This window comes from Emticicia fluvialis (assembly GCF_024793945.1).
GTDB lineage: Bacteria > Bacteroidota > Bacteroidia > Cytophagales > Spirosomataceae > Emticicia > Emticicia fluvialis.
This window is the reverse complement of record NZ_JANUSD010000002.1, coordinates 343,107-364,332: the sequence shown is the minus strand read 5'-3', so window position 1 is coordinate 364,332 and position 21,226 is coordinate 343,107. Positions and strand designations below refer to the sequence as shown.

Sequence of the window (21,226 nt, the reverse complement as noted above, 5' to 3'; positions counted from 1 at the left end):
CTTAAGAATTCTGTTCCCAGATTTTAACCAGATTAATAATTACTTCTGCGGCCTTTTCCATATCCTGAACCGACACCCACTCCAGTTTTGAATGAAAAGCGTGTTCGCCGGCAAAAATATTCGGGCAAGGCAAACCCATAAAAGATAACCTTGAGCCGTCTGTTCCGCCTCTTATACTTCTAAGCTCGGGTTTTATTCCTGCCCGTCTTATTGCCTCAAGTGCATACCCAACCACTGTGGGATAATTCACCAGCACCTCTTTCATATTTCGGTATTGTTCAATTACCCTGAACTCAACACTCGAGTTTGGATAACTTTTTAATACCTCATTAACTATATTTTTTAAAAAAGCCTCTTTTTCGTGTAGCCCCTCAACTTTAAAATCTCTGATGATAAAATCAAGTTTTACCTCCTCCTGAATACCCGATACCTGCGTTGGGTGGATAAACCCTTGGTAGCCATCGGTGGTTTCAGGCGATAACGAATCTTTTGGTAAAGCAGCCAGAATATCGGCTGCTATCTTTAAGGCATTTTCCAACTTGCCTTTGGCAAAGCCTGGGTGAGTACTAACCCCATTGATAGTGATACTCACGGCATCTGCAGAAAACGTTTCATCTTCCAGGGTTCCCAGCGTTTCTCCGTCCATGGTATAGGCAAAATCAGCACCCAGCTTCTGCAAATCAACTTTTTCAGTGCCTCTGCCCACTTCCTCGTCGGGGGTAAACAAAATCTTAATGGCACCATGTTTTATTTCAGGATGCTGCACCAGGTATTCGGCAGCAGCCATAATTTCGGCAACCCCGGCTTTATTATCAGCCCCCAACAGCGTAGTGCCACTGGCAGTGATGATATCATTCCCTATCTGGTGTTGAAGATCCGGATGCTCTGATACCCGGATAACCTGAGAAGAGTCATCAGGAAGCGCAATATCGCGCCCGTCCCACTTTTCATGCACCAGAGGTTTTACCCCAAACCCGCTGCAATCAGGCGATGTATCTACATGAGAACAAAAACAGATAACCGGTACTTGTTTAGCTGAATTGGCAGGAATGGTTGCATACACATATCCCCATTCATCCAGATGTGCATCTGCAATACCTATAGCCTTCAGCTCTTCAACCAGCAGGCGGCTTAAGTCTTTCTGTTTTTCTGTAGATGGATTGGTTTCTGAGTTAGGGTCTGACTGCGTATCAATCTGCACATACCTCAAAAATCTATCTTTTACATGAAAGGAACTGCCAATATTTGCCGTCATAAAAAATGTTATTGCCGTTAAGAAATAGTTAAATTTCAGCCTTATTAGCTGTTTAATATTGTCTTTAAATCGGCAGGAGAATAGTTAATATTCTTCAATGTTTTATCATCTCCTTTCCGGTAAACCAGATACTTACCCTCCTTTTCTTTGTAGTAAGATTCCACACCTTTTTCTTCAGCATAAAACTTCATAGTTGCCTCTGCCTCTTCAATTGTGGTGCAGGCTTTGCTCATGTTTGAACGTTGTACCTCATCAAACAAAGCCCGGAATTTATTGCCTAATCCAAACTCAAGAATAGCCCCTGCTAAAACGTATTGAATATCGGCCAAAGCGTCTGCAACTGCCACAATATCCTTTTCTTCAATGGCTTCTTCCAGTTCTTTCAGTTCTTCGGCAATTAATGAAACCCGTAAATCGCAGCGTTGTTTAGAGGGTATCTGAGGAGTTTCAAGAATAGGGTGCTGAAATGTACGGTGGAAATCGGCTACCTGATTAAGACAATCAATTGCTTGCATAAAAGTAGGTTGAAATTTATTTTTTTCGTGTATAATAATTTTTTTAATCTGAAGGTTTATTAGCTTTGCATATCTATTCGAAGAAAAGCAATATAGATTCTCGTTTTATTTAATGTTGGAATTTTTCCAGCCGTAAAATAAATAATACGAAATACGGATTTGCAAAGTTGAGCAAATTTCAATAATATTGCTACGTATCTGAAGTCAAATTATCAAAACCCACTTAAATCATGAACAAATTTTATAGACTTCTTTCTGTCGTAACACTGGCTTTATCTGTTGCTTTATGGTCATGTAAAGGAGATCAAGGTCCACAAGGTCCGGCTGGCCCGCAAGGTCCGACAGGCGCTACCGGGGCTACAGGTCCTACTGGTCCAACAGGCCCTACCGGTCCTACTGGTGCAACTGGTGCAACTGGTAATGCCAACGTGAAAGGAGGTGATTTTAACGCAACTGCCGCTAGTTGGAGAACAATTGATGTACCTGGCCTTGGAAAAGATGGTAATGGCACAGTTGGTGCTTACCAAGTTTCAGACACCAGAATCTCAGCTAATTCATTTGTTGTCGTTTATGCCAGTGTTGGTAATATAAACTATGCCTTACCAAGAGTTTTGACCAGATCGTCTGATGGTGCAACTGAACAATACAATTTCAGCTATGAAACCGGTAAACTTAATGTTTATTTTTATGCGACTTCTCCATCTGGTGCAGTAAGCTATAGCCCACTACAAGATATTAAATTCTCTTATGTTATTATAGAGAAAACTTCGTTGGCGTCAATGAAACAATCAGGCGTTGATTTAAACAGTTTTGATGCCGTAAATAGCTACATCCAAAGCCATTGATTTAATCTTGTTTCCGGCAGCAATTTTATTGCCAGCCTGACAGATTAACAAAAAAGCCTCCGCATGGGAGGCTTTTTTGTTTTGTTTTTGTTATGTACGAGTATCCGCATAAAATTATGTTAAAACTATTCGCATTTATTACTATTCAACTACTGAGCTTTTCAGCTTATGCACAATTACTTAATGATGCAGACGCCAAACAATTGATTACAAAAGGGCTTGACAAGCTCTACAATTATAATTTCAAGGAGGCTGATGCTTATTTTCAGAAGGTAAAATCAAAATATCCAAATCACCCTGTAGCTCCGCTTTTGAGCGCCATTCAGGTGCAGTGGCAGAATCTGCCCCTTGAAAAAAATCCGAAAGCGGTAGGCACTTACATGTCTTTGCTTGAAAAATGCCAGAAAGCAGCAGAACCCATGCTGGGTGATGCCAATAAAAAGGCCGAAGCCACGTTTTTTCTGCTGGCAGCACATGGATATACAGCTTTGGCCTATACTTACAGAAAAGAACCAATAAAAGCTGCTAATGAAGCCCGTAAAGCCTATGGCTATATGAAAGACGGCTTTAAACTCACAGAGCATAATCCTGAGTTTTATTTTACTACAGGCCTGTATAATTATTACAGGATTCAGTACCCCGATACACACCCTATGGTAAAACCGCTGGTTATTTTCTTTGAAAACGGCAATAAGCGCACTGGTCTGAATCAACTGGAACAGGCTATTCAAAAATCTGTTTTTTCAAGAATAGAGGCTGCCTATTATTATATGCATGTGTGCCTTAAATATGAGCTCAATTACAACAAAGGGCTGGCTTATGCTAACTGGCTACACGATAAATACCCTGAAAACCCTGTTTACCTTATGCTCTACACCGAAGCGCTAATAATGACTGGTAAATTTGATGAGGCTACTCCTAAAATCGGTGTGCTACATAAAATTAACGGCCCGGTTTACCAGCTTGCCGCCCATCTTTTTGAGGCCACTATTGCAGAAAAATCAAAAAGGAATGATAAGCTGGCACTGGATTTATATAATCAGGTACTTAGGTATGAACCTGACGAACGCTACACCAAGGATTATTACGCAATGGCTTATCTTGGTATTGGCAGAATTGCCGACAGAGCAGGCAATAAAAAAAGAGCCGACGAAATGTATAAAAAGGCGCTGGAATATGCCGAAAACAGAGGCGTAGTTACCGAGGCAAAGAAGAATCTGGAGAGATAATTTTCCGGATTCTTTTAATTTTTTACATCCTTTTAATCTTCAGATTTCATTCAAAAATAATTGCCTGATGCATCTGGCAATTAAACTTTACAAAAACTTAACCGACTGACAATCACTTATTTTTCTGCACAATAAAGGTTGCTGCCGTGCTTAAAAAGTAAACAGCACTAGTTATGCTTTGTTGTAAATGAAACCGTTGGTGGCCGCATTAAATTTTAAAAAACAACGCAACCCAATTTTCTGATTGTCCGTAAAGGCTATAGTAACCGCGTATTTCAAACTAAAAAAAATTATGCTTGCTATGGAACAAACGCAATTAACAAGAGGACAGTTTTTACAAAAGCTCGGCATGAGCAGTGGCGCACTAATGGCTTTTTATTGCATGGGCACAGGTCTTACTTCCTGCTCAAGCTCGGGCGGAGATGACCCAAAACCCGGTGGCACCAATACCCCCGGCACCGGCTCTGGTACTACCAGTGGTGCTGTTAAGGGTACAACCTCAGGTGCAGGTATCGATTTTACGATTGATTTAACTAATGCAGATTACAGCAAGTTAAAAACATCAGGTGAATTTGGCTACGTGGCCAATATAATCATCGCCAATACCGGCTCTGGTTATGTGGCATTATCTAAATTATGTACGCATCAGGGTTCTACCATATCTTACAGAAACGACTCTAAAGACTTTAGATGCCCAACTCATGGTTCTGAATTTAATCAGGATGGCACAGTTAAACTATCTCCGGCAACACAATCATTACAGGTATTTAAAACCGAATTGCAAAACGGCGGCAATACACTTAGGGTATCGGCTTAATCTACATTTGCGCTATATGTGTTTCTTATAAATGACGATTTATGTGTTTCGAATATAGAAAGAGTTCTGTTAAAAGGAGGGCCTCATTGCCCTCCACTCTTTACATTTCACTCAATTTTAAAAAGATATGAAAAGATTCTTCCTCGCTTTGTTTTTAGCTTTTGGGTTATCAGAAGTAACAGCACAAGTAACAGATGCTGACAGCCTCCTTGCCGGACTGGACACAAAAGCTGAACAAAACCAATTGTTACCAGAGAAAATGATACTTTCTCAGCGAATTTTCTGGGGTCAGAATGGACTGCTCAGAAAAGCGCACATTGCCCCCGCATTGACACCCGAAAACCGGGCAAAAGAATTAAAAGTGAGAAGAACAATGCTAAAATTACATCAGGCAATGGGTATAATAACGGCCGCAGGCATGCTGGCACAGGGTATTCTGGGGGCGAGGCTTTATAACGCAACCGGCGATAATTATGCCAGAATTAAAAGTGCGCATGAAGCCATGGCCACCGGTATAAACATAGCTTATGGCACCACTGCGCTCATGGCCTTTACGGCACCACCCGGTATGCTTAACCGTAAAGGAATCAGTAACATGAAAGTACACCGATACCTGTCATACATACACCTTACCGGAATGATAACCACCAATATACTGGCCGATAAAATTGGCGACAATTACAAACTGAAGCCTTATCATCGTGCGGCGGCTTATACTACTTTCGGCGCATATTTTGCTGCAATGGCAGTGCTGAAATTTGAATTCTGAAATCCATTACTTTTACATTTTTATAGAAATGAAAACCAAACCTAATCTCATACTCTGCCTTTTGTTAATAGTTAATTCTGCATTTTTGCCCAAAGCAGATAACAGAAAATTAATGGCAGATAAAAAAGCATCAACAGTTACCTATGCCATGAGCCACCCTGCTCATGACTGGGAAGGAACCAGCAAATATGTAAACGCTGTAATTGTGTATGACGATGCCACCAAAAGCATAAACCAGGTAGCTGTTTCACTGAAAGTTGATTCTTTTGACAGCGGCAATGCTAACCGCGATTCTCATGCCATTGAGGTGCTTGAAGGGCTTAAGTTCCCAAAAGTAACGTTTAGCAGCAACAAAATCAGAGCCAGTAATAACACAATTACGGCAGAAGGGAATCTTTCATTTCATGGGGTTACAAAGCCTGTAACAATGACCGTAATACGAACCGAAAGCGACAACCGCCTGGAGCTAAACGGAAAATTTGATATCCTTTTAAGTGATTTCAACATTGATAGGCCTTCATTGTTTGGTATCAAAACCAAAGATGAGGTAAAACTAAGCTTTAAAGTTGTTTTTCCGCTTTGAAGAAGAACAATCAATTACTTTTTCCACTTCAGGGTTTCAAGCAAATGATTGCAATCTGCCTTCATGTAATCAATTACAGGGCGTAATGAATCATTTCTGGTGGCCGTCTTGAGGTACACCACACCTCTCAGATAATGGTTGGTAGTATCAGTAACAAAAAACTGATAATGGCTGGGCACTTCACCCTCCAGTTCAAATATAATAACCTTTTTACCGGCCTTGGTGGTCATTACTTTGTCGGCAATTGAATAGGCTTTTTTATCATGATGAAACGCCAGCCGGGCAGCATCTGCCATCATATTCTGCAAACGCCGGGGGTCGTTTTTTACAGGCTTGTAGGTAAACTGTATGCGGGTATCCAGCTTAGGGTAATACAGAATTATCCAGTGAGGCTCGGCACGGCTGTGGGTATCCTTCTGCACAATAGCCGCTTTTGAGTACTCAAAAGTATAAGGATGGTCTTCTGTAAGGGTTTGATACTGATGCGGAGGCAGGTCCAGGCGGTTGAAACCCGTAGGTTTGGGCAGAAAATCAGACTTTTTTTTCTGGCAGGCCACAATTACACCTGCCAGGAAAAAAAGCACGGTAAACCTTAGAAGGGTTGATCTCAATGTCATTCTTTGCAATGATTAATATAAATATACGCCGGTTTTTGTGTTATCGCTCAGCACTACCTGAATATGCTCATTTAGTGTAGTTGAAAGCGAATACCCCACGTAATCGGCAGCAATTGGATAACGCGGATGATTCCGGTCTACCACAACAGCTACCTGAATTTTTTTCAGCGGAATACTCAGAAACGGACGAAGGCTGTAGGCGAGTGTCCGGCCTGTATTTAACACATCATCACATAGAACGACATTTTTATTCCTGAAAGTATCTACATCACTTTCTATCTTGATATCCGGCTGCGAAACAGCCTCTTTATCTACACTTACTTTGGCAATATCTACCTTCAGAGAAGAAATCTGTTTTAGTTCAGATACCAGCAATTGCGCAAAATGAAAACCTTCGCCATCAATACCGGCAATGATTACTTCCGACTCATCAAAATTTTGTTCATAAATCTGATAAGCAATACGACGGATTTTCTGATGGGTTTCAGTACTATTCAATAATTGACTTGACATAATTAGCTTCTATTAAAAACCCTGGGGCGCTTCATTTTCTGGTTTGCCGGGTAGTTTTATGCAAAACAAACCTGTTACAAAGATACTTAAAACTTGCAAAAAAATAACTTTTGGTGCTGGCAATACAAACGCAGCAAATGCGGCATTCCAGTTATTGTGTCTGTCTGTTGCTGCTGTATTGCTGCAATTAATATGAAATGATAAAATAATGGCAAAGGTTCTGCTATTATCCATGCCTTTTTCTATTTTTGCACTTCATTTATAAGTTTCAATAAAAAACAATGATAGTTAAGACAAAGAAATTTGCATTAGATAAAAAAGATTACGTAAGTATTGCTTTTAAGCGTCATATGCGTCAGGGTTGGAAATGGCTGTTGATTCCTGCGGCAGTAGTAATTTTAGGATTAGTTTTGCACTTCACAGGCTCTTATAAAAACTGGTGGATACCAGTTGTGGCGGTTGTTGGTGGAGGCTTATATGTTTTGTTCTGGTATGCACAGTTTTATGCGGCCTCGCAGATGGAGCAAAACAAACAGATGTTTGATAAATTTATGTATGAAATAGACAGTCGCCAGATTCTGGTAAAACTCAACCAAAAAGAAGGCGGCATTATGAAGTGGGAAAGTATCCAGTCTGCTGAAAAAACTGAAGACTCGTTTCTGCTCATTATAGGTAAAGGGCAGTTTCTACGTTTCCCATTCAATGTTTTCAACAGTGAGCATGACCTTAAATTGTTTGAGTCTATTCTGAAAAGAAAAGATTTACTTCCGGCATAAACAAGACACCCTCGCGCTTGCGAGGGTTTTTCATTATAACTGTATCTGTCTGATTACCTTTTCAAATTCTGCCAGGTGTTCATCAGTAAAATCAAGGTGAGTTACAAACCGCACCAGGTGTTTCCCGAAGGTAACACAGCCCAGATTTTTCTCTTTAGCTTTACTAACAAACGCTGTTGCAAGAACAGATTCTGGTAATCTGAAAATCACAATATTCGTATCAATAGGATAGATTTCTTCTACATATGGTAACCCTTGCAGAATATCGCCAATCTTTCTGGCCCGGGCATGGTCATCTTTCAGACGGTTCACATGGTTATCGAGCGCATAAATCCCTGCGGCTGCCAGAAAACCAGCCTGTCGCCAGCCGCCGCCTAACACTTTACGAAACCGACGCGCTTTTTTTATAAACTCTTTTTTGCCTATTAATAAAGACCCCACAGGGCAACCCAAACCTTTCGACAGGCAAATACTGACAGAATCAAACAACTGCCCGTAGGCAAGGGTTGACTCAGCAGTTTCAACCAATGCGTTGAAAAGTCTGGCTCCATCCAGATGCAGAGGCAATTGATTTTTATTACATACTTCTCTGATTGCCTCAATGTCAGACAATTGATAATAGCACCCTCCACCCTTATTCATGGTGTTTTCTAAAGAAACCAGGCGGGTTACCGGTTGATGAATATCTTCAGGATTATTAATGGCGTCAAGTACCTGTTGGGCATTGATGCGTCCTTTGTCGCCTTCCAGCAGTTTTACAGATGAGAAAGAATTAAGCGCTACCCCCCCACCCTCATATAAATAGATATGAGACATTTTGTCGCAGATTACCTCGCTGCCGGGCTGTGTATGCACCTTTATAGCCAACTGGTTGGTCATGGTACCTGAAGCACAAAACAAGGCAGCTTCCATACCAAACATGGAGGCGGCTTTCTGCTCCAACGCTGTTACGGTTGGGTCATCACCAAAAACATCGTCTCCTACTTCTGCCATAAACATGGCTTCTTTCATACCCTGTGTGGGCTTCGTAACGGTGTCGCTTCTTAAATCAATAAACATAATTTATATAAACCTGATTTTTTATTTGTTAATAAGTGTGTAGAACAGATTGGTAATCTGTTTTTTGCTGAACCACAAAATAGCTGAATACTCTGTTTTAAATGGCAACGCAAGGTAGTATTTTTTGGTGTATCGAACCGCTTTCATCGATGGCAAGATTCATTAAAATCACCCCGGATTACTAAATTACAGGTTCAATTAGCTTTTTGCTGCTATATTAAATTTGCTTTGTAGACCCAATACCCGAAAAGAATACGTATTTTCTTTGTAAAAGTCTCATTTTTTAAGAAATTTTACGTTAGCTTAGAAAAAACTATACCTCTTACTATGGCAGTTTACAACTTAACAGTTAACAACAAAAAAGTTAAAGTGGATGTCGAGCCAGACATGCCCTTGCTTTGGGTAATCCGTGACTTTGTTGGATTAAAAGGAACCAAATTTGGCTGTGGTATGGCCATGTGTGGTGCCTGCACCGTTCATCTCAATGGACAGCCGATTCGTTCATGCCAGACTCCCATCTCCAGTGTAACTAAAAATGCTAAAATAACAACCATTGAAGGTGTTGGCGAAGTACAACTTCATGCCATACAGCAAGCCTGGATTGAAGAACAGGTACCTCAATGCGGTTATTGCCAGTCTGGTCAGATTATGTCGGCAGTAGCGCTGCTAAAAACAACGCCTAAACCAACCGACGAAGAGATTGATATGGCCATGAGTGGTAATTTGTGCCGCTGTGGTACGTATGACCGTATCCGTAAGGCCATTCATAAGGCTTCAGACAGCATTAATAGCGGAGCAAGCGTTGGCGGAGGAAAATAACCGGAACAATTACGACAGAAAACTATGAAAAATACTTCAACTACCCGACGTGACTTTATAAAAGCCACAGGTTTAACCACTTTTGGGCTGGCATTGGGCGTTTCTGCGTTTGCCAAAGACGCAGTGGTAAAGAAAATAACACCGGCAGTTTTAAGCCTGGAAATTAACCCATTCATAATTATAGATACCGCCGGCAATATTACTTTGGTTAATCCGCGCCCTGATATGGGTCAGGGTTCAACACAGGCGGTGCCGTCTCTTTTGGCCGAAGAACTGGAAGTTAGCCTCGATAAAGTCAAAATTGTACAGAGCGATGGTAAAGGCAAGTATGGCGACCAGACATCAGGCGGAAGCAGTTCGGTAAGAGCTTTGTGGCAACCCCTTCGTAAAGCAGGAGCAGCGGCTCGCGAAATGCTGACACAGACTGCGGCCAGACGCTGGAATGTTTCTACTACCGAATGCTACGCACAAGACGGCAGAATATTATTAAAAGGCAGCGATAAAAGCTTTACCTATGGTGAGCTGGCCGATGATGCTTCGAAGCTGGAGATACCGAAAGACCCAAAACTGAAAGAGGCAAAAGACTTTAAGATAATTGGCAAATATAATAAACGCCTGGATGTGCCTGAACGCGTTACCGGTAAGGCTGTTTATGGATTAGATGTTGACATACCGGGCATGGTATATGCCGCCATCGTGCATTCGCCGATGCTTCATGGTAAAATTGTTTCGGTAAATGACGCCGATACAAAAAAAATACCCGGAGTTTTGCAGGTAGTAAAAACCGAACGCCCCATGCCTCACCGCAAATCAGAGGCTGTGGCTGTTATAGCTACCAACTGGTGGGCCGCGCTGAAAGGCAAAAAGGCATTGAATGTGCAATGGGATAACGGTAACTACGACAAAACTCTGAGTACCCAGAAATATTTTGATGATACCTACGCAGCAGCTAAAAAAGAGGGCATCAATTACGAAGAGAAAGGAGATTTTGCAGCCAAGTATGCATCAGCTAAACAAAAACTGGAGGCCAATTACGAAACGCCTTTTCTGGCACATGCCCCAATTGAGCCCGAAAACGCCATAGTGCATGTAAAAGATGATGGCTCAATTGAAATTTGGGCTCCGGTGCAAGGGCCCGACTGGGCGCTGCGTGATGTTTGCGGTTATATGAAAGTAAAGCCGGAGCAGGTAAAAATTAACGTTACTTTGCTGGGTGGGGCTTTTGGCAGAAAAGCCTATCATGATTTCCTTCTGGAGGCCTGCCACCTTTCGAAAGAATTAAAAAAACCGGTAAAAGTTATCTGGACACGTGAAGATGATATTACACAGGGGCCATATCGCCCGGGTATGCTTAGCCACATGCAGGGCTTTGTAGAAAATGGAAAAATTACCGGTTTTCATCACCATGCCATTGGAGAATCTATTGTAGGCCAGGTATTTAAAGGCCTGAAAGAAGATGAAGCCGACCCCTGGTTAAGTGGCGAAATAAGCACTGAAAACAGCAAATACAATTTTGAAACAGCCTCTAAAGTAAGCTGGACAAACGTAAAAACCGAAATACCTGTTGTATGGTGGCGCTCTGTTTATGCTTCCAACTTTGGTTGGGGCCAGGAGTGCTTTATTGATGAACTGGCGCATCTGGCAGGTAAAGACCCGCTGGAGGCGCGAATGGAAATCCTGAACGACGAGCGTTTCAGAAAAGTGCTTGTAACCCTGGCAGACAAAGCCAGCTGGAAAGAGAAACTACCCGAAGGGCAAGCCAAAGGCATGGCAGTTTTCCGCTCATTTGATAGCATATCTGCTGCTTGTATTACTGTAAGCAAGCAAGGCAATGGCATAAAAATAGAAAAAGTGGTGTCGGTCATTGACTGCGGCCATTATGTAAACCCCGACAATGTGAAGGCACAAACTGAAGGTAATATTGTAATGGGTCTTACAGCGGCTATTAAAGATGGCATTACGTTCACGAATGGTGTATGTGACCAGACTAATTACCACCAGTACAATATTATACGGATGAACGAGACCCCTAAAATGGAAATCCATATCATTGACAGCGGAGCTAATCCGGGCGGTGTTGGCGAACCAGGCTTACCTCCTATTGCTCCGGCCCTAGGCAATGCTATCTTTGCAGCAACGGGCAAGCGTGTACGCAAACTACCATTTGATATTACCAACATTGCCTAGTTTATATCAGGAGCAGAAGTAAAATTCTGCTCCTTTTTTAATATGCTGCATGTCAACACCACTCATTAACCATATCAAAAGATTCATCGATTTAGATGAGTATCAAGAACAAAAACTACTTGCCGGCATACAAAAGCAATCTCTAAAAAAGAAAGAATATCTACTGAAAGAAGGGCAGGTTTGCAAGGCCAATTATTTTGTAGAAAAGGGCTGCTTAAGGATATTCTTTATTGGTGAAAAAGGAGAGGAACAGACCACCTATTTTGCTATTGAAAACTGGTGGATAAGCGACTATGCCAGTTTGCTCAGCCAGGCTCACTCCTCATTCTATATTCAGGCAGTTGAAACCACCGATATAGTTGTCTTTCCTTACGTCCATCTGGAATCCCTTGCGCAAGATATTCCGCAAATTGAGCGATACTTCCGTATACTTATGCAAAAAGCCTACGGAGCATCTCAGCAGCGTATTAAATATTTGTATAGTTTCTCAAGAGAAGAAATGTATAGGCATTTTCTGAAAAATTACCCGCACTTCGTTAATCGCATTCCGCAATATATGCTGGCCTCTTTTCTGGGCTTTACTCCTGAGTACCTCAGCGAAATACGCAAAAAAAAGATATAGCGTTACATTTCTTAAACCTGTTTAAGTTTTTTCTGGTGCCTGCTTATGACCTTTGTGTACATTAAAACACAAACAAAATGAGCAACAGAATTAATATCCTTCAGGTTGAACCAACCGCCTACAAAGCCATGATGAGCCTTGAAACCTATCTGCAAAGCACTCAGGTAAACAAAACCCTTAAGCACCTGATTAAAATTAAAGCTTCTATAATAAACGGCTGTGCCTACTGCGTAAATATGCATACCAGAGAAGCACGTAAAGACGGTGAAACCGAGCAACGCATTTATTTATTGAGCGCCTGGCGGGAAACCACTATTTATACGGAAGAAGAAAGAACAGCACTGGCACTAACCGAAGAAGTAACTATGATTCAGAACCAGGTTTCAAACGAAACCTACCTGAAAGCAGAACGACTGTTCGGACCAACCCTGCTGGCGCAGATAATCATGGTTATTGTAACCATCAACGCCTGGAACCGCATAGCTATTACTACCGAATTGCCCTTAGACTAATAAGGCAGCCCAACGAAAAGTCGTAAGGACTCATCAATCTCGCGACTTTTCTTTTTTTGCTTTTCAACATTTATTACTTTTGCTGAAACAAAAAGGAAATGGTGTCTTCCTAACTGAACCGCCCTAAAAAGCTGATGGCGCCTGATTATAAATGTTTTACCATTTAATCAGGACAGGTATGTCTAATAAAAATCAATCACTACGAATTTCGCTCCGCATACGTCTGTTTTTCAGACAATTTCCGGCCACGCCTTACTTACTTAAATGGCTGTTCATAAGCTTGTTAACAGGTACATGTATTGGTATTGCCTCTGCTGTATTCCTGCTATCGCTTGATTGGGTTACCCATTTCAGAGAAACGCACCTATGGCTCATTGCCCTGTTGCCCGTTGGTGGGTTTGGTATAGGCTGGCTATACATGCACTACGGTAAAAGTATAGAAGCAGGCAATAACCTATTGATAGACACCATCCATCAGCCGCAGGGAATCATCCCTTTGAGGATGGCTCCGTTTGTTTATCTGGGTACAATGGTTACCCATCTCCTCGGAGGCTCTGCCGGCCGGGAAGGCACAGCCTTGCAAATGGCGGGTGCTATTGCTGACCAGTTCAGCAAGCCATTCAGGCTCAAAGAAAGCGAAAGGCGTATCCTGATTATTTCGGCCATAGCCGCCGGATTCGGTTCTGTTTTTGGTACGCCACTGGCAGGTGCGGTATTTGGTCTGGAGTTTTTCCGGATAGGCAAAATAAGATATGACGCCCTGCTGCCTGCTTTTCTGTCGGCTATCATTGCTGACCTCGTAACGCGTCTTTGTGGTGCGCATCATACGGTTTACGCCATTGGGCAGGTACCTGTTATAGCGGCAATGCCTGTTATTTACGCCATTGCAGCAGGGGTTGCTGCAGGTTTGTGCGCCGCCACATTCAGCCGAACGATTCATTTTGTAAACAATCTCTTTAAAACATTCATTAGTTATGCACCTTTAAGGCCTTTGGCTGGCGGTGCCATAGTTGCACTAGCCATTTGGCTAATGGGCACAACCAAATACATTGGTTTAGGTATACCCACCATTGCCGAGGCTTTCCATGCACAACTACCGCCCTACGATTTTGCACTGAAAATGATATTTACCATTGTAACTCTGGCAGCAGGGTTTAAAGGCGGTGAGGTAACTCCTTTATTCTTTATTGGCGCAACACTTGGCAATGCGTTATCATACTTTATTCCGCTGCCAATGGGTTTGCTGGCAGGCATGGGCTTTGTGGCTGTTTTTGCAGGGGCAACCAATACTCCGCTGGCGTGTATGCTGATGGGCATAGAACTATTTGGCGCAGAATGCGGCATTTATGTGGCTATTGCCTGCGTTGTGGCTTATTTGTTTTCAGGAAATACCACAATTTACCGGAAACAAATGATTGGCGAACCAAAACATAGTAAATTTGCAAATTATAAAGGTAAACGCATTAGTGAATTATAAGCGCATTATTAGTAAAAAAACATGGCTTTAGAAATAGAAAGAAAGTATCTGGTTCACACTGATAAATGGTATAGTCTTGAGAAAAACGCCGGACAACTCTTCAGGCAGGGGTATATCTCAAAAACGCCTGAAAAAACCATTCGGGTAAGGTTAACAGAACAAACTGCGTATATGACCATTAAAGGAGCAACTACCGGCATGACCCGCACAGAGTTTGAATATGAAATTCCGAAAGATGATGCCACTGACTTGCTCGACAATTTTGCCGAAACCGAACTTTCTAAAATTAGACACGAAGTGATACACGCTGGTAAAACATGGGAAGTAGACGTGTTTTTAGGCGAAAATGAAGGCCTGATTGTGGCTGAAATTGAACTTAATAGTGAAGATGAAAGTTTTGAGATACCCGAGTGGATTGGCGCCGAGGTAACCGGAATTGAACAATACTATAATTCAAGGCTCTCAGAATGGCCCTATAAAAAATGGTAATATGAGCGAAAAAAGGCTTATCCGTAAAGAAGAAAAAGAACTGATTCATTTTTTGTTATTGCAATTGAATCTAAACCCGGCAGACTACCCTTATGATGAGTACGTAGATGACTATGAAGGAGGTATAATGGGCAGCATTAGCCTGGGTGGTGATGTAAATGGCTATGCCGGCGACCTGATTCAGGTTGAATATACCGACGCCGACGGCACACTGGTTGTAATAACACTTACCCACGACCGTCAGCGCAGGTTGTTAGATCTGGACTTCTGGAAAGTTGATTTCTCTAAACTGATAGAATACCCCACGCCTGATAAAGTAACTGTCAGAACTGCTGAGTAAATGTTTAAGGAAAAACTGCGCTACGGTTATATTTGTTTTTGTAGGCAATGGGCGATAACCCCGTTACTTTCTTAAATGTACTTCTGAACGCCTTATTGTCAGTATAGCCCACATCATACATTACCTCGCTGATGTTCTTTCTGCTGGTTTCAAAACGCTTTTTGGCAGCTTCCATTTTCACCCTTTGAATATACTCCATTACTGTATTGTTGGTAGCTTTCTTAAAACGGCGCTCCAGACTGCGGCGGCCAATAGCAAACATATCAGCCAGTAAATCAAGCGTAATTTTTTCTTCAAAGTTCTTCTCTATAAACTCCTGTGCCTTTTTTACAGCATCGTCTTCATGATCTTTCTGCCCGTTAAAAATCATAAAGGAAGCCTGGCTGTCTCTGTCAATATCTATGGCAAAATACTTAGATATTTTTATAGCCATGTGGCGATCTGTAAACTTTTCAATCAAGTGCAGAAGCAGATTCCAATATGAGGTAGCGCCACCGCTTGAATACAAGCCCTGGTCTTCTGTTATTATTTTATCGTCAACCAATTCTACATCCGGAAACATATTTCTGAAATCATTGGCAGCTACCCAATGAGTAGAGCATCTTCTGCCATTCAGTAAACCGGTTGATGCCAGCAAAAATGCACCTACACAAAGACTGATAACCTCGGCACCGCTTTCATACTGTTTTACAATCCAGGGCAGTAATCCCTGATTTTCATTCAGCGCCTGCATCATGTCTCCGGCCAGTGCAGGCACAAATACTACATCTGTATGCTCCACCTCCTCTATGGTAGCATCAGTATGTACGGTAAAAACGTGGTCATGCAGTTTCACCTCTCTGGTAAGGCCAACAAGCTGAACCTGAAAAGCCGGAGGTTTACCTTCTGCCTGAAGAAACTGATTGGCCGTAGTAAAAACAAGGCGTGGGTCGTTTACACTTGCCAAAACGGCACTTTCAGGAACCAGAATACTGATTTTTTTCATAGAATTAAAGTAGAAAGAATGGCGGGTTTAACCCTGTTTTTGTCGTTTTCAACCCACATCAAAAATAATAAATACTCCTAATTTTGTAAGCATCAACGCAATATTTTATACAATGAACCCAATTGAAGTTTCCAACACCAAAAGCCTGATTAAGGTAAAAGATGCCTGTATTGACGATTCAACGTTTGAATGCGTGAGCCTGGCGAATGTTACTTTTATTGATGTAAACCTTACGGGCATTAAAATTGCCAATGCCAACATGAGCGACATTGAAATTAAAGATGCACAATTAGGCGGCGCTTACATACACGGCATTGGCTTACCACCCGAAGACCACCCAGACTTTACACAGGGGGCCACTCAGCGGCCAATTACTTTTGAAGATTGCTATCTTGGTGGAAGTACACTTACCAAATGTGACCTCACAAATGTTGTAATTAAGGATTGTGATTTGAAAGGTATGACCATTAACGGCATTGCCGTTGAATCTTTATTAAATTCTTACAGAAAAGACCATTAATAAAGCCGTATCTTTAAATTGATTATATTCAATGACCTTAACCGACATTTAAGCACCCTTTATAAAATGGCAAAGAAGCAATCTGACGCTGAAAAAGTAATTGAGTTTATGACTCAACTCAGGCATCCGCTGAAAAAAGAAATAGAGGCAGTCAGAGATATTATTAAAGGCGCAGACACCAGAATATCAGAGCGCATAAAGTGGGCAGCACCCAGCTACTATTATAAAGAAGATCTGGTAACTTTCAACCATCGCGCACAGGATTGCGTACATCTTATTTTCCATCATCCAAATATAGAAAAAATCAATTCGCCGATACTGGAAGGCAACTTTGTCTCTCGTCGCATGACTTACCTGCGCAATATGGATGAAATAATGGCCCAAAAGGCGGAAATTGAAAGAATACTGAAACAGCTAATTGCCTATCTTGAAGAAGAATAAGATTGTTATATTTTTGTTTAGTTAGCCTGAAATTTCTCACGGTAAGCCGTTGGTGTCATGCCCACTATCTTTCTGAATATCCTTCTGAAGGCCTTCGGGTCATTATAACCAGAGCTAAAAATCACCTCTCCCATGTGTTGATTAGTCTGTTCAAGCAATTTTTTGGCCGCTTCAATTCGTATTTGCTGCAGGTATTCAATAGGCGGTATGCCTGTTATTTGTTTAAAACGCCTCAAAACGTTTCTTCTGCTTGAGGGTATATCTTTTATCAGTTCTTCAATGGTTTCAGCTTCCTGATAATTCGCCTCAATCTTTTGCTGTACCATTGCCACCAGGGTATCGTTATGGTTGCGCAAAGGCTGAAAGGTACTGAAATAAGATTGCCGTTGCCTGTCCATATCAATAGCAAAAATCTTGGCAATTTTAACGGCCACATCTCTGTTACAGTATTGTTGAACCAGATAAAGCAACAGATGAAAAGTAGAGGTAGACCCACCACTGGTATACAAGCGGCCATCTTGTGTTACGGTTTTGTCGCCCCGCAGTATAACCTCCGGAAACGCCGCAGAAAACGCAGGGCAGGCATCAACGTGTGTGGTAGCCACCTTTCCGTTAAGCAAACCACTGGCTGCCAGCAGAAATACACCCGTGCAAAAAGTGGCAATCCTGGCACCTTTTTGAAACTGCACATTTAACCAGGGCAGATACGCCCTGTTTTTTCCTATGGTAAACTGCATATTGTCAGTACTGAACGCAGGCACAAGAATTAAGTCAATAAAGCTACTGTCGTCTGCTTTGCTGACAGCATACCCATGAAACAACTCTAGAACAGGCTGGTGTGCATCGGCTACCTGAAACAGGTTTATTTCAAATGGCAGGGGTTTCTGAGCCACCTCATAGACCTTATTAGCAGCTTCAAAAACGTCTAATATAGCCGCAACACTCAGTAGCCGGTAATCGTTGGGTATTAATATACCTATGCGTATCATAGTCTTTTTTTGTAAAAATAAGAAAAAAATGTCTCAAACACCCCCCACAAATGACTTTTTTAGCACCCCGGGAATCAATAAATATTCCTTAGCTTTGTTGTGTAATTTTTTAATACAATAAAACCCGACTATGAAAGTAATAAGCAAATCTATTGAAATAGCAGCACCAAAAGAGAGAATCTGGGATGTGCTGCTGCAGGATAAATACGGCAGAATCTGGATGGATATATTCAGCCCGGGGTCTCATGCACTTACCGACTGGGAGTTGGGCGGTAAAGTAATATTTACAGATGGTTCTGGTGGAGGTATCTTTGGCCGGATTATTATTAAAGAACCATATAAAATCATTTCTGTTGAATATGACGGGCTTTTGAAAAACAACCTGGAAGATACCACCAGCGAAGAAGCAAAACCCTGGATAGGCACACACGAAACATACAGACTCACTGAAAAGGAAAACATAACTTTGCTGGAAATTGAGTCAGATATGATTGATGACTACTATGATATGATGGCAGAACATTGGGATAAAGCCCTGCTAAAAATTGAAGAATTGGCAACAAGCGCATAAACGTAATGGCAAAAGCAATGGTTGAGGTTTTTAAAACAAATATTAAGGAAAAAACACAGGCAAGGGCGATTTTCGAGATTTTGTCGAAACATTTTCCGTATTTTAAAATTAATTTTGATTTGGAAGACTGCGACAAAATACTGAGAATTGAAGGTGAAGGAATATCTAACGAACGGATTATCAGCCTTATTACAACTAATGGATATTACTGTCAGATACTTGAATGAGAGAAAGCATTTATGAACTTTACAGATTTTTTTTTGAAGTTTGTTTCTTAATGCTTACTTTTGCACCACAAAACCACAACGGTTTTAGGGCCTATAGCTCATTCGGTTAGAGCAACTGACTCATAATCAGTAGGTGCCTGGTTCGATCCCAGGTGGGCCCACACAACAGCAAAAAAGCTACACTTACGGTGTAGCTTTTTTGCTGTAATATATTTGCTTATGCTTCCAAGTCATATACCAGCAATGGTATGTCTGTTTTACCGATAATTACTTTTGATTTACTCGGATTCACTAACTGAGATAAAAAGTTATGATGGTGCCTTGCTATAACCAGCAAATCAGCATCGGTTTTATGTGCCGCGTGCAAAAGGCCTTCGCTTACTAAAGAAGCATCTACGATTTCGTACGAGAAATGCTGATCAGCAAAACTCTCCTTAATATCAGCCAGCATTTGTTTATCATCCTGAATATCAGGCTCAAAAGCAACATTGATTTTAGTGAGCGTTACTTTCGCTTTTAGTTGGTTAGCAAAAGCAAATACCTTAGCCAGCACTTCTTTTTCATCACTCTCAAGCTCGGTTCCGTAAATAATGCTTTTAACGGAAGGCTTATGGCTGGCTGCAGGAACAATCAAAACCGGAATACTCGTATTTTTTACTATGTCTGAGGCACTGCTTCCGATGATTCTTTCAAAGAAAGAACTTTCATGATTTCTGCCAACCACAATAAGGTCGGCCCCTACTTCATCGGCATAACCGGAAACACCTGAAGAAACACTACCAATTATCAACTTACTTGAAGTTTTTAAGGTTTTGTTCGGTATTGAGGCCAGCGTTTCAGCCAATCGGGTTTCATAGATTTGCATCATTTCCTCCTGCAACGATACCGGAGCTATGCTATCATAAGGCATGTTTGGGTCGGTAGACAAGATAGGGAAATACACATGCACCAGAGCCAATTCAGCTTCAAACTGCTCTGCCAGATAAGTTGCATAGGCAAAGGCATCTTCTGAGCTGCTCTGAAAATCTGTTGCTACTACTATTTTTTTCATGACGATTATTCGTTTATTTACTTTTTATAAAAGTAGTAAAAAATAACATACCACCCGTATACGCAATATTAACTATCAATAAAATTTCTTGCTGATATTTCATATTTTTGCGCCCAAACTAAAAAAACATTCCTTAAAGAAGTAATAGTAGTACTGGCGATGAGTACCGACAGATTAATCAGCTCTGAAATTGAGCATTTCTATACCCATACATCAGAAGAAGCCCGCCTTCAATTAGGTCTGGGGCCTCTGGAGTTTGAACGCAACAAAGAACTGCTAAAGCGTTATATACCGAATGCAGGCACCATAGTTGATGTAGGCGGAGGGCCGGGGGCCTACTCTGAATGGCTCGCAGGTCTTGGCTACCAGGTGCATCTGATAGACCCGGTGCCGAAGCACATCAAGCAGGCAAATAAAAAGGCAGCCAGCCTCAAAAAGCCTTTTAAAGCGTATCTGGGCGAAGCAAGAAAATTGCCATTTGCCAATGAGTTTGCCGATGTGGTTATTCTACACGGACCGTTGTATCATTTACAGAAACGAGAAGACCGGATAGCTGCTATTGTGGAAGCCGGAAGGGTTTTGAAAAAAAACGGTATAATACTGGGCTTTGCCATTAATTATGCGGCATCTACCATTGCAGGCCTATTGAATGGTTTTATGCACGAACCCGGATTTATGGATATGTGCAGGCAGGAATTACTGTCAGGGATACACACCCCACCTGAAAGCATGCCTGGCTCTTTAGCGGAGGCATTCTATCATCGCCCGGACCAACTGATGCAGGAATTTAGAGACTCCGGCCTTGAAATGATTGACATACACGCAGTTGAAGGCATTGTATGGCTTGATAAAAAATACTTTGAAAACAGAGCTGACCCGGCAAAGAAAAATGCATTGATGGAATTGTTGAAAATAACAGAAAATGACCGCTCATTGCTGGCATTGAGCCCGCACATGATGTTGGCAGCCCGGAAACCCTGACAAATGCACCTGTTTAAAGAAAAATTAATTAATACCT

The 21,226-nt window shown here is 41.7% G+C and carries 26 protein-coding genes, 1 tRNA gene and 1 riboswitch; of the genes, 19 read left to right on the top strand and 8 right to left on the bottom strand.

Features of this window, described 5'->3' with window-relative positions; translation table 11 throughout:
- Position 1 precedes the first annotated feature (1 nt).
- Together pepT and NZ848_RS03545 are read right to left on the bottom strand one after the other, a co-directional pair.
- Positions 2-1,255, bottom strand: a complete 1,254-nt coding sequence (pepT, locus tag NZ848_RS03550) for a peptidase T (RefSeq protein ID WP_259014380.1) — start codon at positions 1,253-1,255, stop codon at positions 2-4.
- 44 nt (positions 1,256-1,299) lie between these two features.
- Positions 1,300-1,770 carry a nucleoside triphosphate pyrophosphohydrolase family protein gene (locus tag NZ848_RS03545; RefSeq protein WP_259014378.1) on the bottom strand — a complete coding sequence of 157 codons (471 nt, stop codon included), beginning with the start codon at positions 1,768-1,770 and terminating at the stop codon, positions 1,300-1,302.
- A gap of 230 nt (positions 1,771-2,000) precedes the next feature.
- Between NZ848_RS03545 and NZ848_RS03540 the strand changes: the two genes are divergently transcribed.
- The 5 genes from NZ848_RS03540 (at position 2,001) to NZ848_RS03520 (ending at position 6,013) form a co-directional block, all read left to right on the top strand.
- Positions 2,001-2,615 carry a hypothetical protein gene (locus NZ848_RS03540; RefSeq protein ID WP_259014377.1) on the top strand — a complete coding sequence of 205 codons (615 nt, stop codon included), beginning with the start codon at positions 2,001-2,003 and terminating at the stop codon, positions 2,613-2,615.
- Between the two features lie 116 nt (positions 2,616-2,731).
- Complete coding sequence (locus NZ848_RS03535) at positions 2,732-3,844, top strand: tetratricopeptide repeat protein (RefSeq protein ID WP_259014376.1); 1,113 nt, start codon at positions 2,732-2,734, stop codon at positions 3,842-3,844.
- 301 nt (positions 3,845-4,145) lie between these two features.
- On the top strand, positions 4,146-4,661 hold the full coding sequence (locus NZ848_RS03530) for a QcrA and Rieske domain-containing protein (RefSeq protein ID WP_259014375.1): 516 nt from the start codon (positions 4,146-4,148) through the stop codon (positions 4,659-4,661).
- A 127-nt stretch (positions 4,662-4,788) separates the two neighbouring features.
- A complete protein-coding gene (locus NZ848_RS03525) occupies positions 4,789-5,430 on the top strand; it encodes a hypothetical protein (protein ID WP_259014374.1) in 642 nt (213 codons plus the stop codon).
- A 112-nt stretch (positions 5,431-5,542) separates the two neighbouring features.
- Positions 5,543-6,013 carry a YceI family protein gene (locus NZ848_RS03520; protein ID WP_259014373.1) on the top strand — a complete coding sequence of 157 codons (471 nt, stop codon included), beginning with the start codon at positions 5,543-5,545 and terminating at the stop codon, positions 6,011-6,013.
- Between the two features lie 14 nt (positions 6,014-6,027).
- On the opposite strand, the gene gldD is transcribed toward NZ848_RS03520, so the two are convergent.
- Together gldD and NZ848_RS03510 are read right to left on the bottom strand one after the other, a co-directional pair.
- On the bottom strand, positions 6,028-6,630 hold the full coding sequence (gldD, locus tag NZ848_RS03515) for a gliding motility lipoprotein GldD (protein WP_253533900.1): 603 nt from the start codon (positions 6,628-6,630) through the stop codon (positions 6,028-6,030).
- 12 nt (positions 6,631-6,642) lie between these two features.
- On the bottom strand, positions 6,643-7,143 hold the full coding sequence (locus NZ848_RS03510) for a phosphoribosyltransferase family protein (RefSeq protein WP_101725398.1): 501 nt from the start codon (positions 7,141-7,143) through the stop codon (positions 6,643-6,645).
- A gap of 281 nt (positions 7,144-7,424) precedes the next feature.
- Between NZ848_RS03510 and NZ848_RS03505 the strand changes: the two genes are divergently transcribed.
- Positions 7,425-7,919, top strand: a complete 495-nt coding sequence (locus NZ848_RS03505; RefSeq protein WP_101725399.1) for a YcxB family protein — start codon at positions 7,425-7,427, stop codon at positions 7,917-7,919.
- A 33-nt stretch (positions 7,920-7,952) separates the two neighbouring features.
- Here the strand turns inward: NZ848_RS03505 and NZ848_RS03500 are convergent, their stop codons facing one another.
- Complete coding sequence (locus NZ848_RS03500; protein ID WP_259014372.1) at positions 7,953-8,978, bottom strand: threonine aldolase family protein; 1,026 nt, start codon at positions 8,976-8,978, stop codon at positions 7,953-7,955.
- A 327-nt stretch (positions 8,979-9,305) separates the two neighbouring features.
- Between NZ848_RS03500 and NZ848_RS03495 the strand changes: the two genes are divergently transcribed.
- From NZ848_RS03495 to NZ848_RS03465, 7 genes are all read left to right on the top strand, one after another.
- On the top strand, positions 9,306-9,797 hold the full coding sequence (locus tag NZ848_RS03495; protein WP_253533898.1) for a (2Fe-2S)-binding protein: 492 nt from the start codon (positions 9,306-9,308) through the stop codon (positions 9,795-9,797).
- Between the two features lie 24 nt (positions 9,798-9,821).
- Positions 9,822-11,984 carry a xanthine dehydrogenase family protein molybdopterin-binding subunit gene (locus NZ848_RS03490; protein ID WP_259014371.1) on the top strand — a complete coding sequence of 721 codons (2,163 nt, stop codon included), beginning with the start codon at positions 9,822-9,824 and terminating at the stop codon, positions 11,982-11,984.
- 49 nt (positions 11,985-12,033) lie between these two features.
- Positions 12,034-12,606, top strand: coding sequence for a Crp/Fnr family transcriptional regulator (locus NZ848_RS03485; protein WP_259014370.1), 573 nt, complete (start codon positions 12,034-12,036; stop codon positions 12,604-12,606).
- 77 nt (positions 12,607-12,683) lie between these two features.
- Positions 12,684-13,118: a carboxymuconolactone decarboxylase family protein gene (locus NZ848_RS03480; protein ID WP_259014369.1), complete on the top strand. Its 435-nt coding sequence runs from the start codon at positions 12,684-12,686 to the stop codon at positions 13,116-13,118.
- Positions 13,119-13,203: 85 nt separating this feature from the next.
- Positions 13,204-13,269, top strand: a riboswitch (Fluoride riboswitch).
- Between the two features lie 27 nt (positions 13,270-13,296).
- The gene (locus tag NZ848_RS03475) at positions 13,297-14,595 is read left to right on the top strand and encodes a voltage-gated chloride channel family protein (protein WP_259014368.1); all 1,299 of its coding nucleotides are present in this window, start codon (positions 13,297-13,299) and stop codon (positions 14,593-14,595) included.
- A 21-nt stretch (positions 14,596-14,616) separates the two neighbouring features.
- Positions 14,617-15,084: a CYTH domain-containing protein gene (locus tag NZ848_RS03470; protein ID WP_259014367.1), complete on the top strand. Its 468-nt coding sequence runs from the start codon at positions 14,617-14,619 to the stop codon at positions 15,082-15,084.
- Position 15,085: 1 nt separating this feature from the next.
- Positions 15,086-15,424, top strand: coding sequence for a DUF6984 family protein (locus NZ848_RS03465; RefSeq protein WP_259014366.1), 339 nt, complete (start codon positions 15,086-15,088; stop codon positions 15,422-15,424).
- 4 nt (positions 15,425-15,428) lie between these two features.
- Here the strand turns inward: NZ848_RS03465 and NZ848_RS03460 are convergent, their stop codons facing one another.
- Positions 15,429-16,409 carry a GlxA family transcriptional regulator gene (locus NZ848_RS03460; RefSeq protein WP_259014365.1) on the bottom strand — a complete coding sequence of 327 codons (981 nt, stop codon included), beginning with the start codon at positions 16,407-16,409 and terminating at the stop codon, positions 15,429-15,431.
- Positions 16,410-16,521: 112 nt separating this feature from the next.
- On the opposite strand from NZ848_RS03460, the gene NZ848_RS03455 reads away from it, so the two are divergent.
- Entirely contained in the window at positions 16,522-16,929 is a 408-nt protein-coding gene (locus tag NZ848_RS03455) for a pentapeptide repeat-containing protein (protein ID WP_259014364.1), read from the top strand.
- Positions 16,930-16,995: 66 nt separating this feature from the next.
- Positions 16,996-17,370 carry a DUF1801 domain-containing protein gene (locus NZ848_RS03450; protein ID WP_259014363.1) on the top strand — a complete coding sequence of 125 codons (375 nt, stop codon included), beginning with the start codon at positions 16,996-16,998 and terminating at the stop codon, positions 17,368-17,370.
- A 17-nt stretch (positions 17,371-17,387) separates the two neighbouring features.
- Here the strand turns inward: NZ848_RS03450 and NZ848_RS03445 are convergent, their stop codons facing one another.
- A complete protein-coding gene (locus tag NZ848_RS03445; protein WP_259014362.1) occupies positions 17,388-18,359 on the bottom strand; it encodes a GlxA family transcriptional regulator in 972 nt (323 codons plus the stop codon).
- A gap of 130 nt (positions 18,360-18,489) precedes the next feature.
- Here NZ848_RS03445 and NZ848_RS03440 point away from each other — a divergent pair, with 130 nt between their 5' ends.
- From NZ848_RS03440 to NZ848_RS03430, 3 genes are all read left to right on the top strand, one after another.
- Positions 18,490-18,930 (top strand): SRPBCC family protein, encoded by a 441-nt coding sequence (locus NZ848_RS03440; RefSeq protein WP_259014361.1) that lies wholly within the window; start codon positions 18,490-18,492, stop codon positions 18,928-18,930.
- A gap of 5 nt (positions 18,931-18,935) precedes the next feature.
- Positions 18,936-19,157, top strand: coding sequence for a hypothetical protein (locus NZ848_RS03435; protein ID WP_253533887.1), 222 nt, complete (start codon positions 18,936-18,938; stop codon positions 19,155-19,157).
- A gap of 87 nt (positions 19,158-19,244) precedes the next feature.
- Positions 19,245-19,318 (top strand) — tRNA-Ile (locus tag NZ848_RS03430).
- 56 nt (positions 19,319-19,374) lie between these two features.
- Here NZ848_RS03430 and NZ848_RS03425 read toward each other — a convergent pair.
- Positions 19,375-20,208 (bottom strand): universal stress protein, encoded by an 834-nt coding sequence (locus NZ848_RS03425; protein WP_259014360.1) that lies wholly within the window; start codon positions 20,206-20,208, stop codon positions 19,375-19,377.
- Between the two features lie 159 nt (positions 20,209-20,367).
- On the opposite strand from NZ848_RS03425, the gene NZ848_RS03420 reads away from it, so the two are divergent.
- On the top strand, positions 20,368-21,189 hold the full coding sequence (locus NZ848_RS03420) for a class I SAM-dependent methyltransferase (protein WP_259014359.1): 822 nt from the start codon (positions 20,368-20,370) through the stop codon (positions 21,187-21,189).
- The last annotated feature ends 37 nt before the right edge of the window (positions 21,190-21,226 follow it).

Coding starts and splice junctions, on each gene's coding strand:
- pepT (WP_259014380.1), bottom strand. CDS start 1,255: ATGACGGCAAATATTGGCAGTTCCTTTCATGTAAAAGATAGATTTTTG.
- NZ848_RS03545 (WP_259014378.1), bottom strand. CDS start 1,770: ATGCAAGCAATTGATTGTCTTAATCAGGTAGCCGATTTCCACCGTACA.
- NZ848_RS03540 (WP_259014377.1), top strand. CDS start 2,001: ATGAACAAATTTTATAGACTTCTTTCTGTCGTAACACTGGCTTTATCT.
- NZ848_RS03535 (WP_259014376.1), top strand. CDS start 2,732: ATGTTAAAACTATTCGCATTTATTACTATTCAACTACTGAGCTTTTCA.
- NZ848_RS03530 (WP_259014375.1), top strand. CDS start 4,146: ATGGAACAAACGCAATTAACAAGAGGACAGTTTTTACAAAAGCTCGGC.
- NZ848_RS03525 (WP_259014374.1), top strand. CDS start 4,789: ATGAAAAGATTCTTCCTCGCTTTGTTTTTAGCTTTTGGGTTATCAGAA.
- NZ848_RS03520 (WP_259014373.1), top strand. CDS start 5,543: ATGGCAGATAAAAAAGCATCAACAGTTACCTATGCCATGAGCCACCCT.
- gldD (WP_253533900.1), bottom strand. CDS start 6,630: ATGACATTGAGATCAACCCTTCTAAGGTTTACCGTGCTTTTTTTCCTG.
- NZ848_RS03510 (WP_101725398.1), bottom strand. CDS start 7,143: ATGTCAAGTCAATTATTGAATAGTACTGAAACCCATCAGAAAATCCGT.
- NZ848_RS03505 (WP_101725399.1), top strand. CDS start 7,425: ATGATAGTTAAGACAAAGAAATTTGCATTAGATAAAAAAGATTACGTA.
- NZ848_RS03500 (WP_259014372.1), bottom strand. CDS start 8,978: ATGTTTATTGATTTAAGAAGCGACACCGTTACGAAGCCCACACAGGGT.
- NZ848_RS03495 (WP_253533898.1), top strand. CDS start 9,306: ATGGCAGTTTACAACTTAACAGTTAACAACAAAAAAGTTAAAGTGGAT.
- NZ848_RS03490 (WP_259014371.1), top strand. CDS start 9,822: ATGAAAAATACTTCAACTACCCGACGTGACTTTATAAAAGCCACAGGT.
- NZ848_RS03485 (WP_259014370.1), top strand. CDS start 12,034: ATGTCAACACCACTCATTAACCATATCAAAAGATTCATCGATTTAGAT.
- NZ848_RS03480 (WP_259014369.1), top strand. CDS start 12,684: ATGAGCAACAGAATTAATATCCTTCAGGTTGAACCAACCGCCTACAAA.
- NZ848_RS03475 (WP_259014368.1), top strand. CDS start 13,297: ATGTCTAATAAAAATCAATCACTACGAATTTCGCTCCGCATACGTCTG.
- NZ848_RS03470 (WP_259014367.1), top strand. CDS start 14,617: ATGGCTTTAGAAATAGAAAGAAAGTATCTGGTTCACACTGATAAATGG.
- NZ848_RS03465 (WP_259014366.1), top strand. CDS start 15,086: ATGAGCGAAAAAAGGCTTATCCGTAAAGAAGAAAAAGAACTGATTCAT.
- NZ848_RS03460 (WP_259014365.1), bottom strand. CDS start 16,409: ATGAAAAAAATCAGTATTCTGGTTCCTGAAAGTGCCGTTTTGGCAAGT.
- NZ848_RS03455 (WP_259014364.1), top strand. CDS start 16,522: ATGAACCCAATTGAAGTTTCCAACACCAAAAGCCTGATTAAGGTAAAA.
- NZ848_RS03450 (WP_259014363.1), top strand. CDS start 16,996: ATGGCAAAGAAGCAATCTGACGCTGAAAAAGTAATTGAGTTTATGACT.
- NZ848_RS03445 (WP_259014362.1), bottom strand. CDS start 18,359: ATGATACGCATAGGTATATTAATACCCAACGATTACCGGCTACTGAGT.
- NZ848_RS03440 (WP_259014361.1), top strand. CDS start 18,490: ATGAAAGTAATAAGCAAATCTATTGAAATAGCAGCACCAAAAGAGAGA.
- NZ848_RS03435 (WP_253533887.1), top strand. CDS start 18,936: ATGGCAAAAGCAATGGTTGAGGTTTTTAAAACAAATATTAAGGAAAAA.
- NZ848_RS03425 (WP_259014360.1), bottom strand. CDS start 20,208: ATGAAAAAAATAGTAGTAGCAACAGATTTTCAGAGCAGCTCAGAAGAT.
- NZ848_RS03420 (WP_259014359.1), top strand. CDS start 20,368: ATGAGTACCGACAGATTAATCAGCTCTGAAATTGAGCATTTCTATACC.